General features: G+C 33.8%; 23 protein-coding genes. 14 read left to right on the top strand and 9 right to left on the bottom strand.

From position 1 onward, the window contains the following. Positions 1-5: 5 nt before the first annotated feature. Positions 6-1,145: an acyl-CoA dehydrogenase family protein gene (locus K5R64_RS16245; RefSeq protein WP_220764932.1), complete on the top strand. Its 1,140-nt coding sequence runs from the start codon at positions 6-8 to the stop codon at positions 1,143-1,145. Positions 1,146-1,336: 191 nt separating this feature from the next. On the opposite strand, the gene rpmA is transcribed toward K5R64_RS16245, so the two are convergent. Together rpmA and rplU are read right to left on the bottom strand one after the other, a co-directional pair. Continuing rightward, a complete protein-coding gene (rpmA, locus tag K5R64_RS16240) occupies positions 1,337-1,603 on the bottom strand; it encodes a 50S ribosomal protein L27 (RefSeq protein WP_035656880.1) in 267 nt (88 codons plus the stop codon). Between the two features lie 24 nt (positions 1,604-1,627). Beyond that, positions 1,628-2,053, bottom strand: coding sequence for a 50S ribosomal protein L21 (gene rplU / locus K5R64_RS16235; RefSeq protein WP_220764931.1), 426 nt, complete (start codon positions 2,051-2,053; stop codon positions 1,628-1,630). 245 nt (positions 2,054-2,298) lie between these two features. Here rplU and K5R64_RS16230 point away from each other — a divergent pair, with 245 nt between their 5' ends. Together K5R64_RS16230 and K5R64_RS16225 are read left to right on the top strand one after the other, a co-directional pair. After that, positions 2,299-3,624 carry a pitrilysin family protein gene (locus K5R64_RS16230; RefSeq protein WP_220764930.1) on the top strand — a complete coding sequence of 442 codons (1,326 nt, stop codon included), beginning with the start codon at positions 2,299-2,301 and terminating at the stop codon, positions 3,622-3,624. A gap of 11 nt (positions 3,625-3,635) precedes the next feature. Beyond that, complete coding sequence (locus K5R64_RS16225; RefSeq protein ID WP_255580408.1) at positions 3,636-5,051, top strand: pitrilysin family protein; 1,416 nt, start codon at positions 3,636-3,638, stop codon at positions 5,049-5,051. A 42-nt stretch (positions 5,052-5,093) separates the two neighbouring features. Here the strand turns inward: K5R64_RS16225 and K5R64_RS16220 are convergent, their stop codons facing one another. Next, positions 5,094-5,963 carry a DMT family transporter gene (locus tag K5R64_RS16220; RefSeq protein ID WP_220764929.1) on the bottom strand — a complete coding sequence of 290 codons (870 nt, stop codon included), beginning with the start codon at positions 5,961-5,963 and terminating at the stop codon, positions 5,094-5,096. 92 nt (positions 5,964-6,055) lie between these two features. Between K5R64_RS16220 and K5R64_RS16215 the strand changes: the two genes are divergently transcribed. Next, a complete protein-coding gene (locus K5R64_RS16215) occupies positions 6,056-6,436 on the top strand; it encodes a heavy-metal-associated domain-containing protein (protein ID WP_220764928.1) in 381 nt (126 codons plus the stop codon). Positions 6,437-6,509: 73 nt separating this feature from the next. Here K5R64_RS16215 and gldD read toward each other — a convergent pair whose 3' ends face one another. Genes gldD through mutY form a run of 4 tightly spaced genes read right to left on the bottom strand, consistent with a single transcriptional unit; the run spans position 6,510 to position 9,941 of the window. Continuing rightward, positions 6,510-7,073 (bottom strand): gliding motility lipoprotein GldD, encoded by a 564-nt coding sequence (gene gldD / locus K5R64_RS16210; protein WP_220764927.1) that lies wholly within the window; start codon positions 7,071-7,073, stop codon positions 6,510-6,512. A gap of 24 nt (positions 7,074-7,097) precedes the next feature. Beyond that, the gene (locus tag K5R64_RS16205; protein ID WP_220764926.1) at positions 7,098-8,393 is read right to left on the bottom strand and encodes a gliding motility-associated protein GldE; all 1,296 of its coding nucleotides are present in this window, start codon (positions 8,391-8,393) and stop codon (positions 7,098-7,100) included. Between the two features lie 23 nt (positions 8,394-8,416). After that, positions 8,417-8,857 (bottom strand): single-stranded DNA-binding protein, encoded by a 441-nt coding sequence (locus K5R64_RS16200; protein ID WP_220764924.1) that lies wholly within the window; start codon positions 8,855-8,857, stop codon positions 8,417-8,419. A 49-nt stretch (positions 8,858-8,906) separates the two neighbouring features. After that, a complete protein-coding gene (gene mutY, locus K5R64_RS16195; protein WP_220764922.1) occupies positions 8,907-9,941 on the bottom strand; it encodes an A/G-specific adenine glycosylase in 1,035 nt (344 codons plus the stop codon). Positions 9,942-10,075: 134 nt separating this feature from the next. Between mutY and K5R64_RS16190 the strand changes: the two genes are divergently transcribed. The 5 genes from K5R64_RS16190 to K5R64_RS16170 all read left to right on the top strand — a co-directional run bounded on the left by K5R64_RS16190 (position 10,076) and on the right by K5R64_RS16170 (position 15,837). Beyond that, entirely contained in the window at positions 10,076-10,366 is a 291-nt protein-coding gene (locus K5R64_RS16190) for an HU family DNA-binding protein (RefSeq protein ID WP_108739332.1), read from the top strand. Between the two features lie 380 nt (positions 10,367-10,746). Beyond that, a complete protein-coding gene (locus K5R64_RS16185; RefSeq protein ID WP_220764920.1) occupies positions 10,747-12,291 on the top strand; it encodes a ribonuclease E/G in 1,545 nt (514 codons plus the stop codon). 178 nt (positions 12,292-12,469) lie between these two features. Continuing rightward, on the top strand, positions 12,470-13,015 hold the full coding sequence (locus tag K5R64_RS16180) for a YbhB/YbcL family Raf kinase inhibitor-like protein (RefSeq protein ID WP_220764919.1): 546 nt from the start codon (positions 12,470-12,472) through the stop codon (positions 13,013-13,015). Positions 13,016-13,018: 3 nt separating this feature from the next. Next, complete coding sequence (locus K5R64_RS16175) at positions 13,019-14,425, top strand: YHYH protein (protein ID WP_220764918.1); 1,407 nt, start codon at positions 13,019-13,021, stop codon at positions 14,423-14,425. Beyond that, complete coding sequence (locus K5R64_RS16170) at positions 14,425-15,837, top strand: metallophosphoesterase (protein WP_220764917.1); 1,413 nt, start codon at positions 14,425-14,427, stop codon at positions 15,835-15,837. The genes K5R64_RS16175 and K5R64_RS16170 overlap by 1 nt, the downstream gene beginning before the upstream one ends. Here K5R64_RS16170 and K5R64_RS16165 read toward each other — a convergent pair whose 3' ends face one another. Further along, the gene (locus K5R64_RS16165; RefSeq protein ID WP_220764916.1) at positions 15,838-17,010 is read right to left on the bottom strand and encodes an MFS transporter; all 1,173 of its coding nucleotides are present in this window, start codon (positions 17,008-17,010) and stop codon (positions 15,838-15,840) included. A 245-nt stretch (positions 17,011-17,255) separates the two neighbouring features. On the opposite strand from K5R64_RS16165, the gene K5R64_RS16160 reads away from it, so the two are divergent. From K5R64_RS16160 to K5R64_RS16150, 3 genes are read left to right on the top strand one after another with little or no spacing between them, the layout of a single operon-like run. Beyond that, on the top strand, positions 17,256-17,951 hold the full coding sequence (locus tag K5R64_RS16160) for a phosphatase PAP2 family protein (RefSeq protein WP_220764915.1): 696 nt from the start codon (positions 17,256-17,258) through the stop codon (positions 17,949-17,951). A 9-nt stretch (positions 17,952-17,960) separates the two neighbouring features. Continuing rightward, on the top strand, positions 17,961-18,338 hold the full coding sequence (locus K5R64_RS16155; RefSeq protein WP_220764914.1) for a GtrA family protein: 378 nt from the start codon (positions 17,961-17,963) through the stop codon (positions 18,336-18,338). Between the two features lies 1 nt (position 18,339). After that, positions 18,340-19,863 (top strand): glycosyltransferase family 39 protein, encoded by a 1,524-nt coding sequence (locus tag K5R64_RS16150; protein ID WP_220764912.1) that lies wholly within the window; start codon positions 18,340-18,342, stop codon positions 19,861-19,863. 57 nt (positions 19,864-19,920) lie between these two features. Here K5R64_RS16150 and K5R64_RS16145 read toward each other — a convergent pair whose 3' ends face one another. After that, complete coding sequence (locus K5R64_RS16145; RefSeq protein ID WP_220764910.1) at positions 19,921-20,310, bottom strand: SPOR domain-containing protein; 390 nt, start codon at positions 20,308-20,310, stop codon at positions 19,921-19,923. 216 nt (positions 20,311-20,526) lie between these two features. Here K5R64_RS16145 and K5R64_RS16140 point away from each other — a divergent pair, with 216 nt between their 5' ends. Next, the gene (locus tag K5R64_RS16140; protein WP_220764908.1) at positions 20,527-21,849 is read left to right on the top strand and encodes a c-type cytochrome; all 1,323 of its coding nucleotides are present in this window, start codon (positions 20,527-20,529) and stop codon (positions 21,847-21,849) included. An 84-nt stretch (positions 21,850-21,933) separates the two neighbouring features. Beyond that, positions 21,934-24,990, top strand: a complete 3,057-nt coding sequence (locus K5R64_RS16135) for a TAT-variant-translocated molybdopterin oxidoreductase (protein ID WP_220764907.1) — start codon at positions 21,934-21,936, stop codon at positions 24,988-24,990. Positions 24,991-25,001 lie beyond the last annotated feature (11 nt).

Below are 25,001 nucleotides of genomic sequence, written 5' to 3'. Positions count from 1 at the left end.
CAAGTATGGATTTCAATTTATCAGAAGAGCAGTTAATGATTCAACAAGCTGCTAGAGATTTTGCTCAAAATGAATTATTACCAGGAGTGGTCGCAAGAGATGAGTTTTCGGAATTTCCAACGGAACAAGTTAAGAAATTAGCTGAATTGGGTTTTTTAGGAATGGTAGTGGCGCCAGAATACGGGGGCGCGGGTTTGGATAATTTGTCCTATGTATTGGCTTTAGTCGAATTAGCTAAAGTGGATGCTTCGACTGCTGTGATTATGTCAGTTAATAATTCGTTGGTTTGCGCTGGAATGGAAAAGTATTGTAGCGAACACCAAAAACAAAAGTATTTAGTGCCTTTAGCTAAAGGTGAGGTTCTTGGTGCATTTTGTTTGTCAGAACCTGAAGCGGGTTCCGATGCTACCTCGCAAAAGACAACGGCTATCGATAAAGGGGATTATTATTTGTTGAATGGAACTAAAAATTGGATTACGAATGGTTCTTCGGCTTCTACGTATTTAGTAATGGCGCAAACAGATGTCGAAAAAGGACACAAAGGGATTAATGCGTTTATTGTTGAAAAAGGTTGGGCAGGTTTTGATATTGGTCCTAAAGAAAAAAAAATGGGAATTCGTGGCTCGGATACCCATTCGTTATTATTTAATGATGTGAAAGTGCCAAAGGAAAATAGAATTGGACCGGATGGTTTTGGATTTCAATTTGCTATGGAGGTTTTAAATGGAGGTCGAATAGGAATTGCTGCTCAAGCCTTAGGGATTGCAACTGGGGCTTATGAACTGGCTTTGAAATATTCTCAAGAACGAAAAGCTTTTGGGAAGGAAATTTTTAAACATCAAGCAATTGCTTTCAAGTTGACAGATATGGCTACTCAAATTATGGCGGCCAAAATGTTATGTTATAAGGCCGCGACCGAAAAAGATTTGGGGCAAGACATAACTCAATCTGGTGCGATGGCGAAGTTGTTTGCTTCACAAACAGCTATGGATGTTACTATTGAGGCTGTTCAAATTCATGGTGGAAATGGGTATGTATCGGAATATCATGTGGAACGGATGATGCGAGATGCTAAGATAACACAGATTTATGAAGGTACCTCTGAAATTCAAAAAATTGTAATTTCTAGGACTTTGCTCTCGTAAAATACGGGTTTTGTGGTTTTGGTGATTTGTAAACGTTGTTTTTTAATGGTTAAAAGTTTGGGGGGTGAAAATAAAATGCTCTTGAACTATGATTAGCGTTTGGTCTTGTTTGAAAAAAATAATAGGTTGGGTGGAAAGCAAAAAAAAACCACTCAAAAGAGTGGTTTTAATTTGTTTATAGACAAAATTAATTAAGCTTCAACTTCAAATGGAAGGATTGAAACGTATGATTTGTTGTCTCTTTTCTTTTGGAATTTCACAATTCCATCTACTTTAGCGTGTAGAGTGTGATCTTTACTGATGTAAACGTTTTCACCTGGATTGTGTTTAGAACCTCTTTGTCTTACGATGATGTTCCCTGCGATAGCAGCTTGTCCTCCATAAATCTTAACACCTAAACGTTTTGATTCTGATTCTCTACCATTCTTGGAACTACCGACACCTTTCTTGTGAGCCATGACGTATTAGTTTTAATATTGTTATTATTCTTGAGTATCTTCTTTTTTAGCTTTTGTAGCTTTCTTAGCTTTAGGAGCTGCTTCTTCAGTAGTTGCTTCTGCTGCTACGGCTTTTTTAGCTGTTGCTTTTTTAGCACCTGTTGCAGTAATTCCTTCAATTACAATTTGAGTAAGAAATTGTCTGTGACCGTTTCTCTTTTTGTATCCTTTTCTTCTTTTCTTTTTGAAAACGATAACTTTGTCTCCTTTTAAGTGTTGTAACACTTTAGCTTCTACAGAAGCACCTTCTATAGCTGGGGCGCCTAAAGTTACATTTCCGTTGTCATCTAATAAAAGAACTTTGTCAAAAGATACTTTTGAACCTTCTTCGTTAGCCAAACGGTGAACATAAACCTTTAAGTCTTTGCTTACTTTGAACTGTTGCCCTGCTATCTCTACGATTGCATACATACTGATTTATTTATAAATTTTTAAGGATGCAAATATACAATTATAATTTTACTATCCAATTACTCTGTTGAAAAAATATTTTTTTTAGTTTATGCTTTGTTTTATAGTGTTTTAAGGTGGTTGTATGTTGTGAAGATTTTATAGTAAAAAATAGGTTTTTGTGTGGATGATAAATAAAAAAAAGTATTTTTGACCTACTGAAGATTCTTTGTGCGTATTGTAAATACAGTTTTTTATTAATCCTTATGAAAAAATATCTAATGGCAATAAGTACTGCCCTTTTGGTTGGAGGTACCACTTCGGCTCAAACCATAGCTTTTGAAGAATATACACTTGATAATGGGTTACATGTTGTATTGCATCAGGATCATGATGCACCTGTAGTAGTTACATCTGTAATGTATCATGTAGGTTCAAAAGACGAAAATCCAAATAAAACTGGTTTTGCCCATTTTTTTGAGCATTTATTGTTCGAAGGAACTAAAAACATTGGAAGAGGGGAGTGGTTTAAAATTGTTTCTTCTAATGGAGGTGTGAATAATGCTAATACTTCTGATGATAGAACCTATTATTACGAGGTTTTTCCATCTAATAACCTTGAATTAGGACTTTGGATGGAGTCGGAAAGATTGTTGCATCCCGTGATTAATCAGGTGGGAGTTGATACCCAAACAAAAGTAATTATTGAAGAAAAAAACACTAGATACGATAATCAACCCTACGGAATGATTATCGCTAAGGTGAAAGAAAATCTTTTTGAAAAGCATCCTTATCGATGGACAACAATTGGATCGGTGGAGCACCTTAATTCGGCTACTTTGGATGATTTTAAAGATTTTAATACTAAATTTTACATTCCTAATAATGCAGTTTTAGTTGTTGCTGGTGATTTCGAAAAAAAACAAGCCAAAGAATGGATACAGAAATATTTTGGCGTAATCCCGTCAGGAACCCCTATCAAAAGGAAAACTTTTGTTGAAGAACCAATAACTAAAACTATCAAAGCCACTTATGAAGATCCAAATATTCAAATTCCAATGTTGGTCACCTCTTATCGTACGCCATCAATGAAAAGTAGGGATGCAAGGGTGTTGGATTTAATTTCAGCCTATTTAAGTGATGGGAAAAGTTCAAAGTTGTATAAGAAAATTGTAGATGATAAGAAAAAAGCGTTGCAAATAGGAGCTGTAGGTTTTAGTCAAGAGGATTATGGAATGTATATTGTCTATGGATTACCTATGCAAGGCTTTACAGCTGAAGATTTATTACAGGAAATTGATGAAGAAATTATTAAAATACAAACTGAATTGATTTCCGAAAAAGATTATTTGAAGTTACAGAATCAATTTGAAAATCAGTATGTAAATGACAACTCTAGTCTTGAAGGTATAGCTGAAAATTTGGCGCGTTATTATTTGCTTTATGGAGATATTCATTTAATTAATAATGAAAAGGATATTTATCGTTCGATAACTCGAGAGGAAATTAGAACAGTCGCTCAGAAATATTTAAATCCAAACCAACGATTAATTTTGGATTATATTCCTGCGAAAGAAGTGAATCAAAATTAGTTTTCTTGATTATGAAAAAAACATTATTATTAATCCTATTGATTGTTGCAGGAAATATGTACGCACAAGATAGAACGCAGCCTAAACCTGGAACACCTCCAGTAGTTCATTTAAAAAAACCACAAACTTTTCAATTGCCAAATGGTTTGAAAGTTATGGTAGTAGAAAATCATAAATTGCCCAAAGTTACTTTTAATCTTACCATTGACAATCCGCCATTTGCTGAAGGAAATAAAAAAGGGGTTGATGATTTGTGTAGTAGTCTCATAGGTAATGGAAGTTCTAAAATTTCCAAAGATGATTTGAATGAAGAAATCGATTTCATGGGGGCTTCTATCAGTTTTACATCTCATGGCGCTAGAGCTAACAGTTTGTCTCGCTATGGAGTTAGAGTGTTAGAGTTAATGTCTTTTGGGGCTTTGTATCCTGAATTCACTCAAGAAGAATTTGATAAAGAGAAAGCTAAAATCTTGGAAAGCTTAAAATCAGAGGAGAAAAGTGTTCCGGCCATCGCTAATCGTGTTGTGGATGCTTTGGCTTTTGGGGTGAATCATCCTTCAGGCGAATTTGTTACTCCTGAAACATTGAACAATGTTACTTTAAAGGATGTTAAGGATTTGTATGCAACTTATTTTAGTCCTGAAAATGCCTATTTAGTTATTGTTGGAGATGTTAAATTTGCACAAATTAAACCATGGGTAGAAAAGCTTTTTGGTCCCTGGAAAAAAAGTGTTGTCCCTAAGTTGGTTTATCCAAATCCTCAAAATGTGACAGCTACGCAAATTAATTTTGTTGATGTTCCCAATGCAGTTCAATCCGAAATATCAGTGGTAAATACCATGCTGTTAAAAATGAATCATAAAGATTTTTTTCCAGCAGTTTTAGCTTCAACAATTTTAGGAGGTGAGTTTAATAGTTATTTGAATATGAATTTGCGTGAGAAACATGGATGGACTTACGGCGCCAATTGTTCTATTGGAGCCGGAAAATATGTTACAAAAGTACGTTCATATTCGGCTGTAAGAAATGCCGTTACGGACAGTGCTACTGTCGAGATTGTAAAGGAGATTAAACGCATGCGTACTGAGAAGGTGACAGAAGAGCGCTTGAATGCTGTAAAAGCAGGTTTTATAGGTAGGTTTGTAATGCAGGCACAAAAACCGCAGTCTGTAGCTCGTTACGCATTGAATACTGAAATCGAACAGTTGCCTAAAGATTTTTATGAAAATTATATCAAAACCATTACAGCAGTAACGCCAGAAGATATTGTTCAAGCAGCTAATAATTATTTTTTGATTGATAATAGTCGTATTGTTATAGTGGGAAAAGGCGAGGAAGTGTTGCCAGGTTTAGAGAAATTAAACATTCCAATTTATTATTATGATAAGTACGGAAATCCTACATCAAAACCTGTTTATGTGAAGTAAATCAATATCTTTTATAACTTAAAGCCAATAATTTTATTGGCTTTATTGTTTTTTGGAAGAAAGATATACTCCTATTAAAATAATAAATGCACCAATGAACTGAATAGCAGTTAAGGATTCATGATCTAATAATCCCCAAAAGAAGGCAACAAGTGGAATGAGATAGGTTACTGAAGCCGCAAACACCGGGGAAGCAATCTGGATTAATTTAAAAAAGAGAATGTTGGCAATTCCTGTCCCAATAATCCCTAGTATTAGAATGTAAATCGTGGCTTTTTGTACTTTTTCAATGGCAATGATTTCAGTATATCCTGAGGAAAAAAGTATGTATAGTGCAGGGATAAACAACACGGTAAAATTTCCTGTGGTAATGCTTAATGGGCTAAGGTCTGTTAGGTATTTTTTTATCAAATTAACATTGATGGCATAACAAATCGAGGCAGAGATAACTAAGATAGCATAGTAATAATTTTGTTCGGGGTGGTTTATGGCGCCATTAAAAACGAGCAATAGGCTGCCTATCAATCCAATGATGACACCCCAAAGTTGGCGTTTTTGAAATCCTACTCTAAAAGCTATTACTCCAATTAGTAAAGTGTTTAATGGAGTTAATGAGTTGAGTATCGCCGTTACAGCACTATCTAATTCGGTTTGTGAAATAGCAAAGAGATAAGCGGGTAAAAATGTACCACATACTGCCGTAAGTCCTATGTATTTCCATTTGTTGATGGGTATTTTGAAAAGACTTTTAAACCCAATACTTATTAAGAATAAGGAAGCAAAAATTATTCGTAAGGAGCCTACTTGAATAGCGCTCAGTCCTATTAAGCCACGTTTAATTAATATAAATGAACTTCCCCAGATAAGTGCTAGCACAATTAGGTAGTTCCATTTGATTTGTTTTGACTCCATAGGTTTGTATTTTAACCCAAAATTGTAATTATTTTATGAATTAACCGTGTCGAAATGAGTATTTTTGTAAATATTTTTTAAACAATAGCATTATGAAAATCATAAAATCGATTGCTTTACTGTTTTTTGCTGGTTTGGTTTTAACTAGCTGTAAGCAAAATAACGCCGAAGCTGAAAAAATTATTCCTCACAAAGAAGAAACTGCTTCTTTGAAAGTTAAAAAAGAAATAGTAGCTGAGAATTTACAATCAGCGAGTTTTAAAATTGAAGGAATGACTTGTGCTGTAGGCTGTGCTAAAACGATACAAGATGAATTATCCAATTTAGATGGTGTACAGACTGCTGAAGTTGATTTTGATAAAAAATTGGCTGTGGTGACTTTTGATAAAACGATCCAAAATCAAGAATCTCTAACTCAAGTAGTGCAGGCTACAGGCGATGGTGCTACTTATAAGGTGTCTGAATTTAAGTAATTACTATTTATTCAGAAAAATATAAACCATTAAGGATTAGTTTCTTAATGGTTTTTTTTATGCTTGAAGGAGTTTATTTCCATTTTAATGTTTCCATTAGGCGTTGCATGTCGTTTTTAATATAACTTGCTGCAGGCATAATGGAATCAAAATTAGGTTTGGCATAAAAATAAACTGAGCCAGTAATGAAATGTCGAGTACTATCTGTTACATAGAATTGTGAGTTGGTAGCGGCATCTCCATTTACTTGGTAAAACATACCATATACTTTTTTGTCAGGGTTAATATAAGGTTGTTCTAGGATGTCATCCGCTTTGATCACGTGTTCATACGTAAGTTTTTGAGCGTCACGCAAAAGATTATTGATGTTGTTATTTATGGGTTTGTAAGTGAGATAAATGGTGGCTTTCATTTTGGGATAGGTAATGCTGAATCCGCAATTTTTGTCAGCCTTAATAGTTGCTTTTTCGTTAATTTCAAAACTAAAAGGGCAATTGTTTTCAAAATTTGCATAACGTGCTTCGGGATAATCTAATCTCAAATAACTCGAAGGTTTAGGTAATACGTTGTCTTTACAGCTCAGTAATAGCAACGGAATAGTGAATAGAAAAAAGGAAATTGTTTTTTTATGAAACATCCTATTTGTTTTTTTTAATAAAAATTAGTCAATTGTAACTTTGATTTGCTTGATGCGTTTGTTGTCAACTGTCTCAACTTTGAAAGTGCAGTTTTCATAAATGATTTTTTGTCCTTTTTTGGGGAAATTCCCAACAATTTCAAGCAGGAAGCCTGCTAGTGTCTCTGCTTCCCCTTTTTTAGATTCAAAAAGTTCTTCATCTACATCAAGAATTCGATAAAAGTCTTTTAGATTGATTTTGCCTTCAAATACAAAGTTTTTATCGTCTAATTGTGAGAAATTCACATCCTCGTCGTCAAATTCGTCGCTAATATCGCCTACGATTTCCTCAATAACATCTTCAAGTGATACTAGTCCTGAAGTTCCTCCGTACTCGTCCACAACGATGGCTAAGTGATTTTTCATGTTTTGAAAATCTTTGAGTAAATCATCAAGTTTTTTATTTTCGGGGACAAAAAAAGGTTCTCGTATTAATGTGGTCCAATCGAAATCTTTTTTGTTTATGTGAGGTAATAGGTCTTTTACAAACAATACACCTTCTATTTGGTCGATATTGTCACGATAAACAGGAATTCTGGAATATCCTTTTTCGATTAATTTAGGGCAAACTTCTTCGAAGGTTTCGGTAATTTCGAGCGCAAATACATCGATTCTTGGGCTCATGACTTGTTTGGTATCAGTATTTCCAAAGGTAACAATTCCTTCTAATATTTTTTGTTCCTCAGATGAGGTATCTTCGGATGAAGTTAATTCTAAAGCTTGCGACAATTGATCTACAGAGAAATTGGTTTTTTGTTTGCCTAATTTGTGTTGTAAATAAACGGTTGTGGATCGCATAGGGACGCTTATTGGTGTCAGGACATTGTCAAGGACAGAAATGGGTAAGGCAATAAATTGTGCAAATTTAATATTGTTGCGACTGGCATAAACTTTTGGGAGTACTTCCCCAAACAGCAATAATAAAAAGGTGACTACAATTACTTCAAGTAAGAACTTAATGATAGGTGAGTGGATGCTGGCAAATAAATTGCCACCAATGAAAGAAAATAAGATAACCACCCCAATATTGATAAAGTTGTTAGCTACTAGTAAGGTTGCAAGTAATTTTTTGGGACGGTTTAATAAATCGGTAATGATTTTACCTTTCGAATTGTTTTCTTGAAGGCTTTCATCTATGTCTTTTTGTGAGAGCGAAAACAAGGCGACTTCAGCACCCGAAATTATTGCAGAACAAAATAGCAATGCTAGTATTCCGATGATGCCAAACAATAGTTCAGTGTCTATTGTGTGTATTATATTCAAACTGGGCTCTGGGTCCAAATTATAAAAGATTAGTTAAACATTTAAAACGGCAAATCATTTATTGGTAAGTCGTTATTGTTGGGGTCAAAGTTAGTGTTTTTTGTCGATTCAGTTGATGGATTCTGTTTGTTGTTTTCGGTGTCTTTTTTTGTAGATAAAAAAGTGAATTCGGTTACTTGAATTTCAGTAGTGTATTTTATAGTGCCATCATCGGTTTGCCATTGACGTGATTTGATGCGTCCTTCAACATATATTTTATCTCCTTTGGATAAATATTTCTCGCAAATTTCGGCGGCTTTATTTCTTACTACTAAATTATGCCACTCTGTTGAAGTGATTTTTTCATTTGTGGTTTTATTGATGTACACTTCATTAGTGGCTAAAGAAAATCGGCCTATGCAATTTCCACCATCAAAATAATGCATCTTGACATCGTCGCCAAGGTGACCTATTAACATTACTTTATTTAAGGTTCCGTTCATATTATAGTTGTGGTATTTATCTCAAAGATACATTTTTTTGGTGCGCTTTTCAATCCTTTTCAATAAAATTATGAATCACAATCGGGAAAGGATATTTTTTAAGATCTTCTTTGTTGATTCCTTTTTCAATTTTTCCTTTAATAGTTATTTCCCAAAACTTAATATGTAAATGTTGGTGCGATAATTTATGAATGATGCTTTTAGGATTGAATTCTAAAATATTGGTAATGGTGTTTTCTTTAAAAAAATGATTTCTAATATTGTTAGCCATATAGTCAAAACCTTCTTCTTTTTCAGTTTCAATCAAAGGGAATTCATATAGGTTGTGCCAGATTCCTTTATGTGTTCTTTTTTGAATCAGTGTTTGTTTTTCTTCGTCTTGCGCAACGAGATAGTTGAAAAAACGGTTTTTTACTTTGAGTTTCTTGGATTTAATAGGGAGTATGTGTACTTTCTTTTTTTGTAGAGCAGCGCAACTATTGCGGAAAATGCATTGGGAGCAATCAGGATTTTTTGGAACACATTGAAGAGCGCCAAATTCCATTATGGCTTGGTTAAATAAGGCAGGATTATTTTTAGGGATTAATTCAGAGGCTAAAGCAGTGAATTCTTTTTTTGTTGTAGCCAAGGCGATGTCGCTTTCAATGTCAAAATATCGAGCTAAGACTCTAAATACATTCCCATCTACAACAGGTACAGCCTCGTTAAATGAGAACGAAGCAATAGCAGCTGCAGTGTATTCACCAATACCTTTTAGTTTGAGAAGGGCTTTATAATTATTTGGAAATTGGCCGTTAAGGTCAAAAGCAATATGTTTTGCGGTTTGGTGTAGGTTTCTAGCTCGTGAATAGTACCCTAGTCCCTGCCATAATTTTAGTACTTGTTCTTCATTTGCATTGGCTAAGTCAAAAACAGTTGGAAAAGCCTCAACAAAAGATAAAAAATAGGGTGTTCCTTGCGCTACTCGAGTCTGTTGTAGCATGATTTCTGAGAGCCAAATTGGGTATGGATTAGTGGTGTTTCGCCATGGTAAATCACGCTTGTTTTGTAAATACCATGCTATTAGTGAGTTATGAAAAGTCATTGTAAAAAATTTGTCAACAAAAGTAAAAGTTTATATGATTAAAATTTAACGAATTAGCTTGATATATTGTTTTTTAAATTCCTATATTTGCACACTCAAAAAAAATTATTACAAAATAATAAATAGGAAAGAAAATGACGAAAGCAGATATCGTAGCGAAAATTTCAGAAAAACTAGGACTTGAAAAAGGTGATGTTCAAGCAACAGTTGAAACTTTTATGGAAGAAGTAAAAAATTCTTTAGAAACTGGTGATAACGTTTATTTAAGAGGTTTTGGAAGCTTTATCGTTAAAACGAGAGCAGAGAAAACAGGAAGAAATATTTCTAAGAACACTACAATCAAAATCCCTGCACACAACATTCCTGCTTTCAAACCTGCAAAAGTTTTTGTAGAAGGAGTAAAAACAAATAACGAAGCAAAATAATATTATTAATCATAAAATCTAAACGATTATGCCAAGTGGTAAAAAAAGAAAAAGACATAAGGTAGCTACTCACAAACGTAAAAAAAGAGCGAGAGCTAACCGTCATAAAAAGAAAAAGTAGTTTATAACTACTTTTTTCTTTTTAAACGTTCATTGAAATCGAAAATTAGCATTCAGTACTCAGTTTTTAGTCCTCAGTTTACTGATGACTTATTACTGCAAACTGCCAGCTAGTTTTCACCGGGTACAATACCTGTTAAATTATTGTTTAATCCATCCCTATTATTAATTTAGGAATTAGGATTTTTAGATTTAGGATTCAAAAATCCCAAATCCCAAATCCCAAATCCCGAATTGACAGTTCGGATAAAAATTTACAAATGAATAAAGAATTAATCATTCGATCTAGTTCTGATTTCGTAGATTTTGCCTTATTAAAAGATGGAAAACTAATTGAATTACATAAGGAAGAAGAAAAAAGCAACTTTCAAGTAGGTGATATTTTTATTGCCAAAATAAGAAAACCCGTTGCTGGACTCAATGCTGCTTTTGTAAATGTAGGCTTTGAAAAAGATGCCTTTTTACATTATCATGATTTGGGCCCTAATTTATCTTCCCAATTGAAATTCATAAAACTTGTAAGCGCAGGTAAATTAAAAGATTTCTCCCTAAAAAACTTTCAGTTTGAAAAAGAGATAGAAAAAGATGGGGCTATTACAAATGTAATAAGTGCCAATCAGTCTGTCTTAGTTCAAGTAGTCAAAGAGCCAATATCAACCAAAGGACCAAGGATTAGCGCTGAGCTTTCGTTGGCTGGAAGATTTATTGTTCTGGTTCCTTTTTCTGACCGTGTTTCTATTTCTCAAAAAATAGAAAACAAAAAAGAAAAAGACCGTTTGAAAAAACTTGTACAATCTATCAAACCAAAAGGATTTGGTGTTATTGTTAGAACAGTAGCCGAAGGCAAAAATACAGCCGAATTAGAAAAAGATTTGCAGAACCTGTTAGACAGATGGACTGCAATGTGTAAAAAATTACCAACTGCTCATCATCCATCCAAAGTATTAGGAGAGCTCAATAGAGCTTCTTCAATATTAAGAGATGTATTTAATGATACTTTTAGTAGTATTCAGATTGATGATGAAGAGTTGTACCACCAAACAAAGGATTATTTGCAAGAAATTGCACCTTCTAAACAATCTATTGTTAAGTTTTATCAATCAAAAGACACGCCAATTTTTGAGAAATTCAACATAGAGAGACAAATCAAAACTTCTTTTGGAAAAACGGTTTCGATGAGTAAAGGAGCTTATTTAATTATAGAACACACCGAAGCATTACACGTTATAGATGTTAATAGCGGTAACCGTTCTAATAAAGCTACGAATCAAGAGGATACCGCAATGGAAGTAAATATGATTGCTGCAGCTGAAATCGCTAGACAATTGCGTTTGCGAGATATGGGCGGTATCATTGTAGTTGATTTTATCGATATGTCTAATCCTGAAAATCGTAAGGTTTTGTTTGATTTTCTTCGTGAAGAAATGAGCGATGATAAAGCCAAACATAAGATACTGCCTCCAAGTAAATTTGGGTTGGTCCAAATTACGAGACAAAGGGTAAGACCAGAAGTAAATATCAAAACTAGAGAAGAAGATCCTAACAATGGAAATGGCGAAATTGAAGCGCCTATTTTAATCATTGATAAGATTAATGCTGATTTAGAAAGAGTATTAAAAAACCATAAAAATGTTGTGCTTAATGTACATCCGTTTGTGGCTGCATACCTCAGTAAAGGTTTTCCATCATTACGTTCAAGATGGTTTCTTGAACATAAGAAATGGGTGAAAATCATACCGCGTGACGCTTACACGTATTTAGAATATCATTTCTTTGATAAAAAAGGAAATGCTATAAAAGAATAAACAAAAACCGCCTTTCGTAAGATTGGCGGTTTTTTTGTGTCTTGTTGTTAATGAATTGAGAGTGCTGAATGTTTTGAATCTTCGGTAGATTAACGTGTTGTTTAAAGTTTAAACCTTTTTGAATCATAGTGGTCTTATAACTCAGTTATATAATAGTTAATTATAAAAAGAATATAGTATGAGAATGAAACTTTTATTGCTGGTTGTCATGTTGAATTGGATTGCTTCTTTCTCACAACAAGTTCATAAAGTAAAAACTGAATACTCTCAGAAATTCATGCTTTCAAGTTCCACTTTTAGCGATAATGGAATTTTTCCAAAATTATATACCTGTGATAGTACTGCGGTTTCTCCTACTTTGAATTGGTCGAATGTGCCTGTAAATACTAAGGCATTTGCTGTCACAATGCATCATTTTGCAAAAGATGGTGATAAACATGTTTATTTGGTATTGTATGATATTCCATCAGACATTTTATCAATTCCTGAGAATGTTAAAGGTGTAGGGGTATTTGGAATGAATACCGTTAATAAGATTCCTAGTTACGCGCCTCCATGTTCAAAAGGTCCAGGCGCAAAGCAATATGTGATTACTATTTATGCGCTTTCTGAAAAAACGCGAGAACCGTTGCTTAATAACGACGTGACAATGGATGTTTTGTTGGATAATATTAAAGATAATATACTTGGGACTTCTTCTATGAATGTGATTTATAGCCGATAAATTATGAAAAATATTTTAAAAAGAGCTTTTTTGCTTCAAAGTTTGGTCGTGTGTTTTTTAATGGTTTGTGATAGTCAGGTTTATGCTCATGTTGGTGGGCATTCTCATCATAACTCCCGGGATGTTTTGTCTGTTTGGACTTTAAAATCAGGAGCGCTTATTTATGGTGATTTTTCTTCTGGTACAAATGATTATTTAATTCTGGAACAAGTAAATGGTAAGAGAATAAAACTACCTATTAGAGCATTGAATTTAGAAGGGCAAACAAAAGTTCGTTCCGAAATAAATAAAATAAGTCAGTTAAATAATTTTGAAAGCACGGAAACGGCTGGTAATTCTTTTAGGATTCAGCCATTCCTTTGTATGCTATTTAGTTTGTTAAGTGTGTTTATTCTTTTGTTTTATTTCTGTAATAATTATTTCAATTCGTCTTGCGGGATGAGTTATTATAAGTTTTTAAGAGTAGTAGTTTTATTGTTTTTGAGTATCGGGCTTTTTTCTTTTTCGATAAATACAAATTTAGATATTGAGAAAATTGCTAAAACATCAACAAAATTTCTTGAAACCGTTTTTAAGCCCTACAGCGCAACGGTAGCTACTAGTTGGGATGCTAAATATTTTTATGTTTCATCCTCTGGTATTCCTCAACACAATATGATGGAAGGAATTACAAGTTGGCAACAACAAGTTCCCATACCGCAAAATTATACAGGAGCAAACAGTTGGGCTATTCCTTTGCAACCAGTTTATGCTGATGTACCACTGAGTACAAAAAATAATTTTATGAAAGGAGCCATTGCTATTGCTGTCAATGGGGTTCCTATATTTAATGCTCTAAATAATCGGGGGGAAGATGCATATCTGGTGGGTGAACTTGATAAATGGGGAGGTCATTGTGGGAGAGCTGATGATTATCATTATCATGTTGCTCCTTTACATCTTAAAACTACTTCAGGATTAATGCCAATTGCTTTTGCTTTAGATGGATTTCCTGTTTATGGAGATAAAGAACCAGATGGTAGCGCTATGGAGTCACTAGATGAATGTCACGGTCATTTTTATAAAAATGAGGTCTATCATTATCATGGAACTTTTAAGTATCCATATGTTGTAGGTGCTTTCAAAGGAGTTGTAAATTCAGATCCAAGAACAACTGCTCCTGAAAATCAAATTTTGCCGCAAGCTTTTGCTACGCCTTTACGACCAGCTGAAAAAGGTTTACGAGGTGCTAAAATAACTTCATTTGAATCCCCAATTTTAAATGCTTATAAACTTACTTATCAAGTTGGAAGTGATTTTGGGTATGTTGAGTATAAAAAAATTACGGATAGTGAATATCAATTTATTTTTACGGATCACATGGGGAATAAAAAAACGACAATTTACCAACAAAAAAACAAGAAAAAATAATGAAAGCAATTCCATTTTTATGTCTGTTGTTAGTTCCAATTTTTTCTATTGCTCAAAACAATGAAAATAACAAGAACAAGGGTTCGAGAGATAAGGAAAAAGGTTTTTTTTATAACCAAACTCCAGTTCATTTGTATGATATTATTTTGGCAAGGCCTACTGATAATGCAATTTCAGTGAGTTTAATGGCTAATGAAAATCTTACTGGTTGTATTTCTTATGGTGTCATAGCTAATCAACTTGAATTTAAGACTAAGGAGGTTTCTTTTGAAAAAGGTCAGCCAATGGTGATAGAGCTAAATAAATTGAAAGCTAATACAAAATATTATTATCAGTTTAATTATAAACTGGGGCCTACTACAAAAGAGGAATCCTCTGAGGTTAATTTTTTTCATACGCAAAGAAAATCTGGTAGTAGTTTTACCTTTACAATTCAGGCTGATTCTCATTTGGATGAAAATGTAAGTACTGAAATGTATCTTAAAACATTGAATAATATGGCTACTGATTCTCCAGATTTTTTAATTGATCTTGGTGATACTTGGATGACAGATAAATATACGAATGATTTTAAAGAGTCGGAAAAGCAATATATTGCACAACGATATTATTTTGGAACACTATGTAAATCAGCTCCTCTTTTTTTAACACTTGGAAATCATGATGGTGAGTATGCAAAGAAAACAAAAAACGGAACTGAAGGAAATATGAATGAATGGGCTACAACTACACGAAAAAAATATTATTCAAATCCTTTGCCTAATGGTTTTTATACGGGCAATAAGGCTAAAGTTGAAAATTATTATGCTTGGGAGTGGGGTGATGCTTTGTTTATTGTGCTTGATCCTTTTGCTCTTACTAAAACGCACAAGGAGCCTTGGCAAAGAACTTTGGGAGAAACGCAATATAGATGGCTGGAATCAACCTTGCAAAATAGTAAAGCTAAATTTAGATTTGTATTTGTTCATAATTTAGTTGGTGGTGCAGATAATAAAGGAATTGCACGTGGTGGGGCAGAAGCTGCTAAATTTTTCGAATGGGGTGGTTTGAATTCGGATAACACTAGTGGTTTTGCTTCAAATCGTCCAGGTTGGGGTAATTCAATACATGATTTGTTTGTGAAATATAAAGTAAATACAGTCTTTCATGGTCATGATCATTTTTTTGCTAAACAAGACCTAGATGGAATTGTTTATCAGCTAGTACCACAACCAGGGTCAACCCGATATGGTAATATTAACTCGGCCAAAGAATATGGTTATTTAAATGGTGTGATTAAGAATGCTCCAGGTTATCTAAGGGTTACTATAGAAGGTGAAAAAGCTATAGTTGATTATTTTCAAACTAGTCTAGATGGAAAATATAAAAACAAAGAAAATCTTTATTCATATAGTATTTTGCCAAAAGAATAGCTAGGTTTTTAAGGTTTCCAATTTGAGTTCTCTTTGTTTTCTTTGTAAAAATACAATCGTAAATAATACTCCAAAAATAGACATTATTGCACCAACTAAATTAGGTGAAGCATAGTTGAATCCAACTACTAATGGTAAACCACCTAAAAAGGCTCCCAGTGCGTTTCCGATATTAAATGCCGCTTGAATGCTGGCAGAGGCAATCATTTCAGCTCCCACAGCTGTTTTTATCATTAACATTTGTACTGGTGCAGCTAATGCAAATGAGAAACATCCCGAAGTAAATACGAGAAATAAACTAATGTAAGGATTTGAGGAAAAGAAGAATACTAAAATTAAATCTAGAGCAATTGTTAGCAACAAACAAATAATCGTTTTTTCGGCTGAGAATTTGTCGGCTAATTTTCCGCCAAGTATATTACCAGTAACCATCCCTAGTCCTGCCAGTATTAAAATGTAAGGTACATTGGCAGCTTCAAATCCTGAAATTTCAGTTAGTAAGGGTGCGATATAACTTATCCAGCAAAATAATCCTCCAGAGCCAATTGCTGTTATTAAAATGACAAGCCAAGCTTCAGGTTTTTTGAAAAATTGTAATTGTTTGCCAATGGTTTCCTCAGATTTATTTTGGATTTCGGGCATCCAAAAATGAATTGCAGTAAAAGTGATACTACCAATAATTCCAATAATAATAAAAGTGTACCTCCAGCTAAAATGGTGACCAATGTAGGTTCCTATTGGTACACCTACGACATTAGCGATGGTTAATCCAAGAAACATAATAGAAATGGCCTGCGCCTCTTTTCCTTTGTCGGCTAACCGACTTGCAACAACAGCTCCTATTCCAAAAAAAGCACCGTGTGGCAGTCCTGAAAGGAACCGTGATAGAAATAAGAGGTTGTAATTAGGGGCAATGATGGCTAATGAATTAAAAAGAGTCAGTAATGCTGCAAGAATTAATAATGTTCTTTTTGGAGGGGTGTTCCGTGTAAAAATAACCAATAAAGGGGCTCCAATTACCACTCCTAAGGCATAAGCGGATATTAAATATCCTGCTACGGGGATACTAACATTGAGGTTGTTGGCAATGTCAGGAAGTATTCCCATCATGACAAACTCGGTTATTCCAATTGTTAAACCACCAAAAGAAAGGGAGATTAGGCTTTTTTTCATTTATTTTTTATTTCATGCATTGCAAACTTACTTATAAACGAGCAAAAGGGAGGCTGATTTTGGTTCTTTTATTCGTTTAAAAGGGTAGGCGTTGCCACAGATTGTAACTAAATATAAACTAGTAACGATTCGTTGATGTTAATAACGTACACTTAATGATTTGATTTTGTTATCACAAAGCCGACTTCATATTATAAAAACATGCTTCTTTTATTTTTACACCAAAAATTTTAATTGACGTAATAATGAAAGCAGTCGTTAGTGAAATAATGCAAAATAAATTATTTTATACTCTTAATTTGGTGTTGATTGTTTTTGTGCTGTTTTTTTTGATTTTGTTTACAAGAGCAGAGGGGTTTATATGGTTAAATCAATTCCATACGAAAAGTTTAAATTTGGTCTTTGAAGCCATTACTTTCTTGGGTGATGGTTTGTTTATTATAGTAACAGCCTTAGTTTTATTTTTCTTTAAAAAGACTCGTAATCTGGCATTCATAATTATTCTTTCCTATTTGAGTTCAGGTCTTTTTGCACAACTAATTAAAAATATGATTATAGCTCCAAGACCAAGTGTATATTTTCGAATGTACCATCATCAATATTATTTAGATACATTCGCTCATAGTCGCATTGGATTTAAAAGTTTTCCATCAGGTCATACCGCTTCTTTTTTTGCCTTAGCAACAGTGTTGTCTGGTTATTTCAAGAAGAGATACATTTGTTGGTGCTTGTTAATATTGAGTATGATGGTAGGATATTCTAGGGTTTATTTGGCACATCATTTTTTAATTGATGTTTGTGTGGGGGCTATTATCGGGTTGGTTTTTGGAGTTTTGTCATTAGTTTGGTATAAGACAATTTTAGCAACTCCTCAAGTAATTAATAAACTGCGTACTCGAAAGTTTTTTGAAGCATTAGAGCCCAATCATTCTTTAAACTAATTAAGGAGTATGGATTTTTTAAAATTTTTCAAATTTGGTTTAGTTGGTTTTACAGGTTTGCTAATAGATTTTGGTGTTACTTGGTTTTGTAAAGAGAAACTAAAATGGAATAGATATGTAGCTAATAGTGCTGGTTTTTTATTTGGGGTTACTAATAATTATTTTTTAAATAAGTATTTTACATTTGATAATCATAATCCTGAAATTGGCTTACAGTTTTTAAGTTTTCTGATTATTGCAATTGTTGGTTTTAGTATTAATACTTCGGTGTTGTATTCGTTACAAAAAAAGACCTCTATTAATTTTTATGCTAGTAAAATTCTGGTGACTATTATTGTGTTTTTCTGGAATTTTGGAGCCAACTCCTTTTATACATTCAAGTTCTAAAATGTTTTCAAGAAATAAAATTTTTGCTGTGCTTTTATTAGCAACGATGATTCGTTGCTTTTTGGCTTTTTCTATTGATTTAGGGAATGACGAAGTGTATTATTTAACGTATGCGCGCCACCTGCAATGGAATTATTTTGATCATCCTCCTATGGTGGCTTTATTGATTAGGCTGTCAACTTTTAATATGCAATTTACTTCGGAGTTTTTTATCCGATTAGGGCCAATTGTTTTAGCGGCCATTAATACTTATTTGGTTTTTACTATTGGGAAAAAGCTAAAAAATGAACAAGCAGGTTTATTGGCAGCATTACTCTATACCGCTTCTGTGTATTCTAGTATCATTTCGGGTCTTTTTATTATGCCAGATAGTCCGCAATTGTTTTTTTGGATTCTAAGTTTGTGGATTTTGATTAAGGTAGTCGACGAAAATAGTACAATTACTACTGTGAATGCCAATTTGTTGTTTTTTGGACTCGTTGCAGGACTATGCATTATGAGTAAAGTTCATGGTGTTTTTTTATGGTTCGGATTTATAATGTATGTTTTGTGGTATAAAAGGATTTTGTTGAAAAATCCCTTTTTTTATTGTGCTCTACTTCTTACTCTAGTGGTGGTTTCTCCTATTTTATTCTGGAATATTGCGAATGATTTCATTACTTATCAATTTCATAGTGATAGAGTGGTAATTAATCAGGGAGTTAATTTTAATAGTTTTTTTAGAGAATTGGTTGGGGGTATTTTGTATAATAATCCAATTAATTATTTTTTGGTGATTCTGGGGTTGATTTCTTTTTTTAAGAAAAAGAATCAAATCAGTACTCCATTCACTCGTTTGTTATTTTTGTTGAGTTTGCCTTTGATTGTAGTGTTGTTAATGATTTCGGTTTTTAGAGATACATTGCCTCATTGGTCTGGTCCAGCTTATGTTACCTTGATGATTTTAGTTTCTTGTTTTCTTGCTGATGAGGAAAACAAAAATTTTTCTTTTCGTTGGGCTAAGTGGGCTAATTTTTTAGTTATTCTAATTGCTGGGATTGGAGTTTGGGTTATTAATTTTTATCCAGGAACTTTAGGTAGTAATGATGTTAAGTTTTTAGGGAAAAAAGATGTGACTTTAGATATGTATGATTGGAGTTATTTTAAGGATAATTTTGAGGATTTGCTTCACAAAAATAATATTATGGGGATAGCAAATACTAGGTTTGTGGTTAATAATAAATGGTTTCCAGGTGCGCATATTGATAATTATATTGCGGAGCCATTAAATTTGCAATTTGTAGCTATTGGTGAGTTGAATGATATCCATACCTATTATTGGTTGAATCAATACAGGCCTAAGCTAAAAGAAGGGGATGATGCTTATTTTGTGACTTTTTCAAATTATTTTAAAAATCCCCATGAGCTTTATGGAGGTTTATTTGAAAAAATTAACGCTCCTGTAATTATAGAGCAAGTAAGAGGAGGGAAGCCTGTTAGAAATATGTATGTCTATTTAATGCGGAATTACAAAGGCTCAAAATAAATTAAAGCATTTTTGAGGATTTAGTGAGTAATTAATCTTAAAAACCTTTTTTAGGATTTATTTTTCTGGTTTTATCAATAGGGCGTTAGGATATTTTCTTTTTATTTCTACCATCAGACGTTCAGCTTCAATTCTGGTTCTGAAATTCCCAATCCAAACTTTGTAATTGGGGGTGTTGAATATGATTGTCCCGTCGAGATCCTTAAAATCTTGTTTGCATTCTGCTAATGTTTTTTTTGCACCATCACTACTTCCACTAAAAACCTGAATTTTATAGCGCTGATTTACAATGATTGCGCTATTTATTTTTCTTTTTTCATTCAATAATTGTTCAAAAGTATCATCTTGCTGCAAGTTTGTATTTTGTTGTTGTGCAAGTGTTATTGTTGTGGTTAGGCCTATTATTATGTTAAGTATTTTGAGGGTTTTGCGAGTTGTTATTTTCATAATATGATGGTTTTTAGGCAAAAATAGTATTTAATAAAAGATTGTGAAAGCGAATATTTATTTAGAATGAATATAAATTGGAATTAACGTTATCTTATGGTTTTGAGAATAGTTCATAAGTCGTATTTTTGTCGAAATTTATAATAAAGGGGTAGCTTTTTTATGTAATAATTATAAAAAACTATGCCAATTTTTAGTAGATAATCATTATACTATATGAAAAAGGTGGGTAACCATAATTCGATCTCAAGGAAATTATTTTTAAGTTTTGCTTTAACGCTAGCTTTTTCCTTAACTTCAATTGCTCAAGATGCTGCGCCTGCAGCTGCAACTGAAGCTCCTGCGGCCTCGCAAGGTGGCGATCCTGTAAAAGGGAAAGAACTTTTTAATTCAAACTGTGCGGCATGTCATAAATTGGATGCTAAATCTACTGGTCCTGCACTTAGAGGTGTTGCTAGTAAGCATGATATGGCTTGGCTTTACAAGTGGGTTCGTAATAGTTCTGAAATGATTAAGTCAGGAGATGCTGCTGCTGTAAAATTATTTGAGGAGAATAATAAGGCGGTGATGACGTCTTTTCCTCAGTTGTCAGATAGTGACATTGATAATATTATAGCTTATACTTCTGAGGTTAAAGCTGATGCGCCTGTCGTGGCTGGTGCTGCTCAAGGAGGGGCTACTGCTTCTCAAGAAGCTGGAATTTCAAATAATGTTATTCTTGGAGCTTTAGCACTTGTTATGGCAATATTAGTTGTGATGTTGTTCATGGTTAATAAAGTGTTGACTAAAGTTGCTAATGCAAACGGAATTAAAGTTGTTGAAAAAGAGAAAGGAGTTTCTGTATGGAAGGCTTTTGTTAAAAATCAATTTTTAGTTTTAGTTACTGCTATATTTTTATTGTTGGCAAGTGGTTACTTTGTCTATGGGTACTTGATGCAAGTAGGTGTTGATAAAGATTATGAGCCAATTCAGCCAATTCATTATTCTCACAAAATACACGCGGGTGATAATGAAATCAACTGTAAATACTGTCACTCTGCTGCAAGAGTAAGTAAAAATGCAGGTATTCCTTCTTTGAATGTATGTATGAATTGTCATAAAAATATTTCTGAAGTAGCTGAATCTACTGCGACTCCTGAGTACAGTAAAGCCTTCTATGACGCACAAATCCAAAAATTATACGATGCTGTAGGTTGGGATAAGACAACTCAAACTTATACTGGCAAGACACAGCCAGTTAAATGGGTGCGTATTCATAATTTACCTGATTTTGTTTACTTTAATCACTCTCAACACGTTACTGTTGCAGGTATTGAATGTCAAACTTGTCACGGTCCCGTTGAGACTTATGAAATTCAAAAACAATTTGCTCCATTAACAATGGGTTGGTGTGTGGATTGTCACAGAAAAACTGATGTTAAAATGGAGGGTAATGAATATTATACTAAAATACATGCTGAGCTTTCTAAAAAGTATGGAGTTGAGAAATTAACTGCTGCTCAAATGGGAGGTTTAGAGTGTGGTAAATGTCATTACTAGATTTGAATCTTCGGTTTAAGATGAACTGAATTTCAAGTCACTGATTAAAGAAAATAATAATTAAGATTCTAATATTTATATAAAATGTCATCAAACAAAAAATACTGGAAAAGTGTTGAGGAACTAGACGGAAATAGTTCTATTGTTGAGGCGCTTAAAAATAACGAATTTGTTGAAGCGATTCCTACAGATGAATTCTTAGGTAATAATGAAGCTTTGTCTTCTGGTTCAACATCACGTCGTGATTTTTTAAAGTACGTTGGATTTAGTACAGCAGCTGCTACTTTGGTTGCATGTGAAGGTCCTGTACACAAGTCGATTCCTTATGTATTACAACCAGAACAAATCATTCCTGGGATTGCAGATTATTATGCAACTTCTATGTTTGATGGTTTTGATTTTGCAAATCTTCTTGTTAAAACACGTGAAGGGCGTCCTATTAAAATAGAAAATAACACCATTTCCGGGGCTAAATTTGCTGCGAATGCAAGGGTTCATGCGTCTGTTTTATCATTATATGATAATTTGCGTTTGAAAGAGCCAAAGATTGAAGGTAAATCTGCAACTTGGGCTGCGGTAGAAGCAAAAATTAAGTCAAGTCTTGTTGATGCAAAAGCTAAAGGTGGTCAAGTAGTAGTTTTGACTAATACATTGGCAAGTCCTTCAACTGAAAAATTAATCGCTGAGTTCATATCAAAAAATCCTAATGCTAAGCATGTGGTTTATGATGCAGTTTCTTCTTCTGAAGCTTTAGATGCTTTTGAAACTGTGTACGGAGAAAGAGCCTTGGTAGATTATGATTTTTCAAAAGCTTCTCTAATTGTTTCTGTTGGTGCTGACTTTTTAGGTGACTGGCAAGGTGGTGGCTATGATGCAGGTTATGCTCAAGGAAGAATTCCTAAAAACGGAAAAATGTCTCGTCACTTCCAATTGGAAGCGAACATGACTTTGTCTGGAGCTGCCGCTGACAAACGTTTGCCAATGACTATTGCGAATCAAAAACAAGCTTTAGTACATATATATAATGTAGTAACAGGTTCTTCTGTAGCTGTAAATTTAGATGCTAAATTAAAAGAAGAAGTAACTAAAGCTGCTAAGCAATTAAAGATGGCTGGAGCTCAAGGAGTTTTAGTTTCAGGGATTCAAGATAAAAATGCTCAATTATTAGTATTGGCAATTAACAATGCTTTGGCAAGTGAAGCATTTGTAACTGCGGGTACAAGACAAATAAGAAAAGGATCTAATGAAAAAGTAGCTCAATTAATAAATGATATGAAGGCAGGTAGTGTTCATACATTATTAATGAGTGGCGTTAATCCTGTTTATACATTAGCTGATTCAGCTTCTTTTGTTGATGGACTTAAAAAAGTAAAGACTTCGGTTGCTTTTTCTTTAAAAGAAGACGAAACGGCTTCAATAAGTACAGTAGCGGCTGCGGTTCCTCATTATTTAGAATCTTGGGGGGATTTAAGTTTGACTAAAGGTACTTATAGTTTGACTCAACCAACTATTCGTCCATTGTTTGATACAAAACAATTTCAAGAAGTTTTGATGGTATTGAACGGGGTAGGTGGAACGTACTATGATTATGTAAAAGCTACTGCTGCTGGTTTTACTGGTGGAGCAGCTTGGAATAAAGTATTGCATGACGGAGTTTTTATAGGAAGTTCCCAATCTTTATCGGCTGCTGGAGCTGATTTTAATAGTGCTGCCGCTACTTTGGCTAAAGCTAAAGCTGTTGAAGGTTTCGAATTGGTTTTATATACTAAAACTGGTTTAGGTGATGGACAGCAAGCAAATAACCCTTGGTTGCAAGAATTCCCAGATCCTATTACTAGAGTTTCTTGGGATAACTATGTGACAGTTTCCAATGCTGATGCTAAACAATTAGAATTGTCTAATGAAATTGTAGCTAACGGTGGCTTGAATGGTAGTTATGCTACTATTACTACTGCTGACGGTGTTAAATTAGAAAATGTTCCTGTTATTGTTCAACCTGGACAAGCTGTAGGGACAATTGGTTTAGCATTAGGTTATGGTCGTAAAGCAGCTTTAAAAGAAGAAATGCAAGTAGGTGTTAATGCCTATGCTTTATATAAAGGTTTCAATGAGGTGCAATCTGTTTCATTAGTTAAGGCTAATGGAGAACACGAATTTGCTTGTGTTCAAGGGCAAAAAACCTTAATGGGTAGAGGAGATATTATCAAAGAAACTTCTTTGGAAATCTTCAATACTAAAGATGCTAAAGAATGGAATCCAGTTCCGATGGTGTCATTGGATCATAAAGAAGTAGAATCTACAACTGTAGATTTATGGGATTCTTTTGATCGTTCTGTTGGACATCACTTCAACCTATCAATTGATTTAAATGCTTGTACTGGTTGTGGTGCTTGTGTGATTGCATGTCACGCTGAGAACAACGTTCCAGTTGTAGGTAAATCTGAAGTAAGAAGAAGTAGAGATATGCACTGGTTGCGTATTGATAGATATTATTCATCTGAAAGTACTTTTGAAGGTGATAACGAAAGAAAAGAAGGTATTGCTGGATTATCTAGTTCGTTATCAACTTTTAATGAAATGGAAAAAGCTGGAGATAATCCACAAGTTGCTTTCCAACCGGTAATGTGTCAACATTGTAATCACGCTCCATGTGAGACTGTTTGTCCTGTTGCTGCAACTTCTCATGGACGTCAAGGTCAAAACCACATGGCTTATAATAGATGTGTGGGTACTCGTTACTGTGCGAACAACTGTCCTTATAAAGTGCGTCGTTTTAACTGGTTCTTGTATAACGGAAATAGTGAGTTTGATTACCACATGAATGATGATTTAGGCCGTATGGTATTAAATCCTGATGTAAATGTTCGTTCTCGTGGAGTTATGGAGAAATGTTCTATGTGTATCCAAATGACTCAAGCGACTATTTTGAAAGCGAAGAGAGAAGGAAGAGCTGTTGTTGATGGTGAATTCCAAACAGCTTGTTCTAGTGCTTGTTCAAGTGGTGCTATGATTTTTGGTGATGTAAATGATAAAGAAAGTCAAGTTGCTAAATTAGTAGAAGACGAAAGATCGTATCATTTATTAGAGCATATCGGAACAAAACCAAATGTGGTTTATCACGTTAAAGTTAGAAATAGCTAGTAAAAATAATT

The sequence above is a fragment of the Flavobacterium sp. UMI-01 genome (assembly GCF_019656315.1).
Classification (GTDB): Bacteria; Bacteroidota; Bacteroidia; order Flavobacteriales; family Flavobacteriaceae; genus Flavobacterium.
This window is presented reverse-complemented; position numbering and strand designations above follow the sequence as displayed.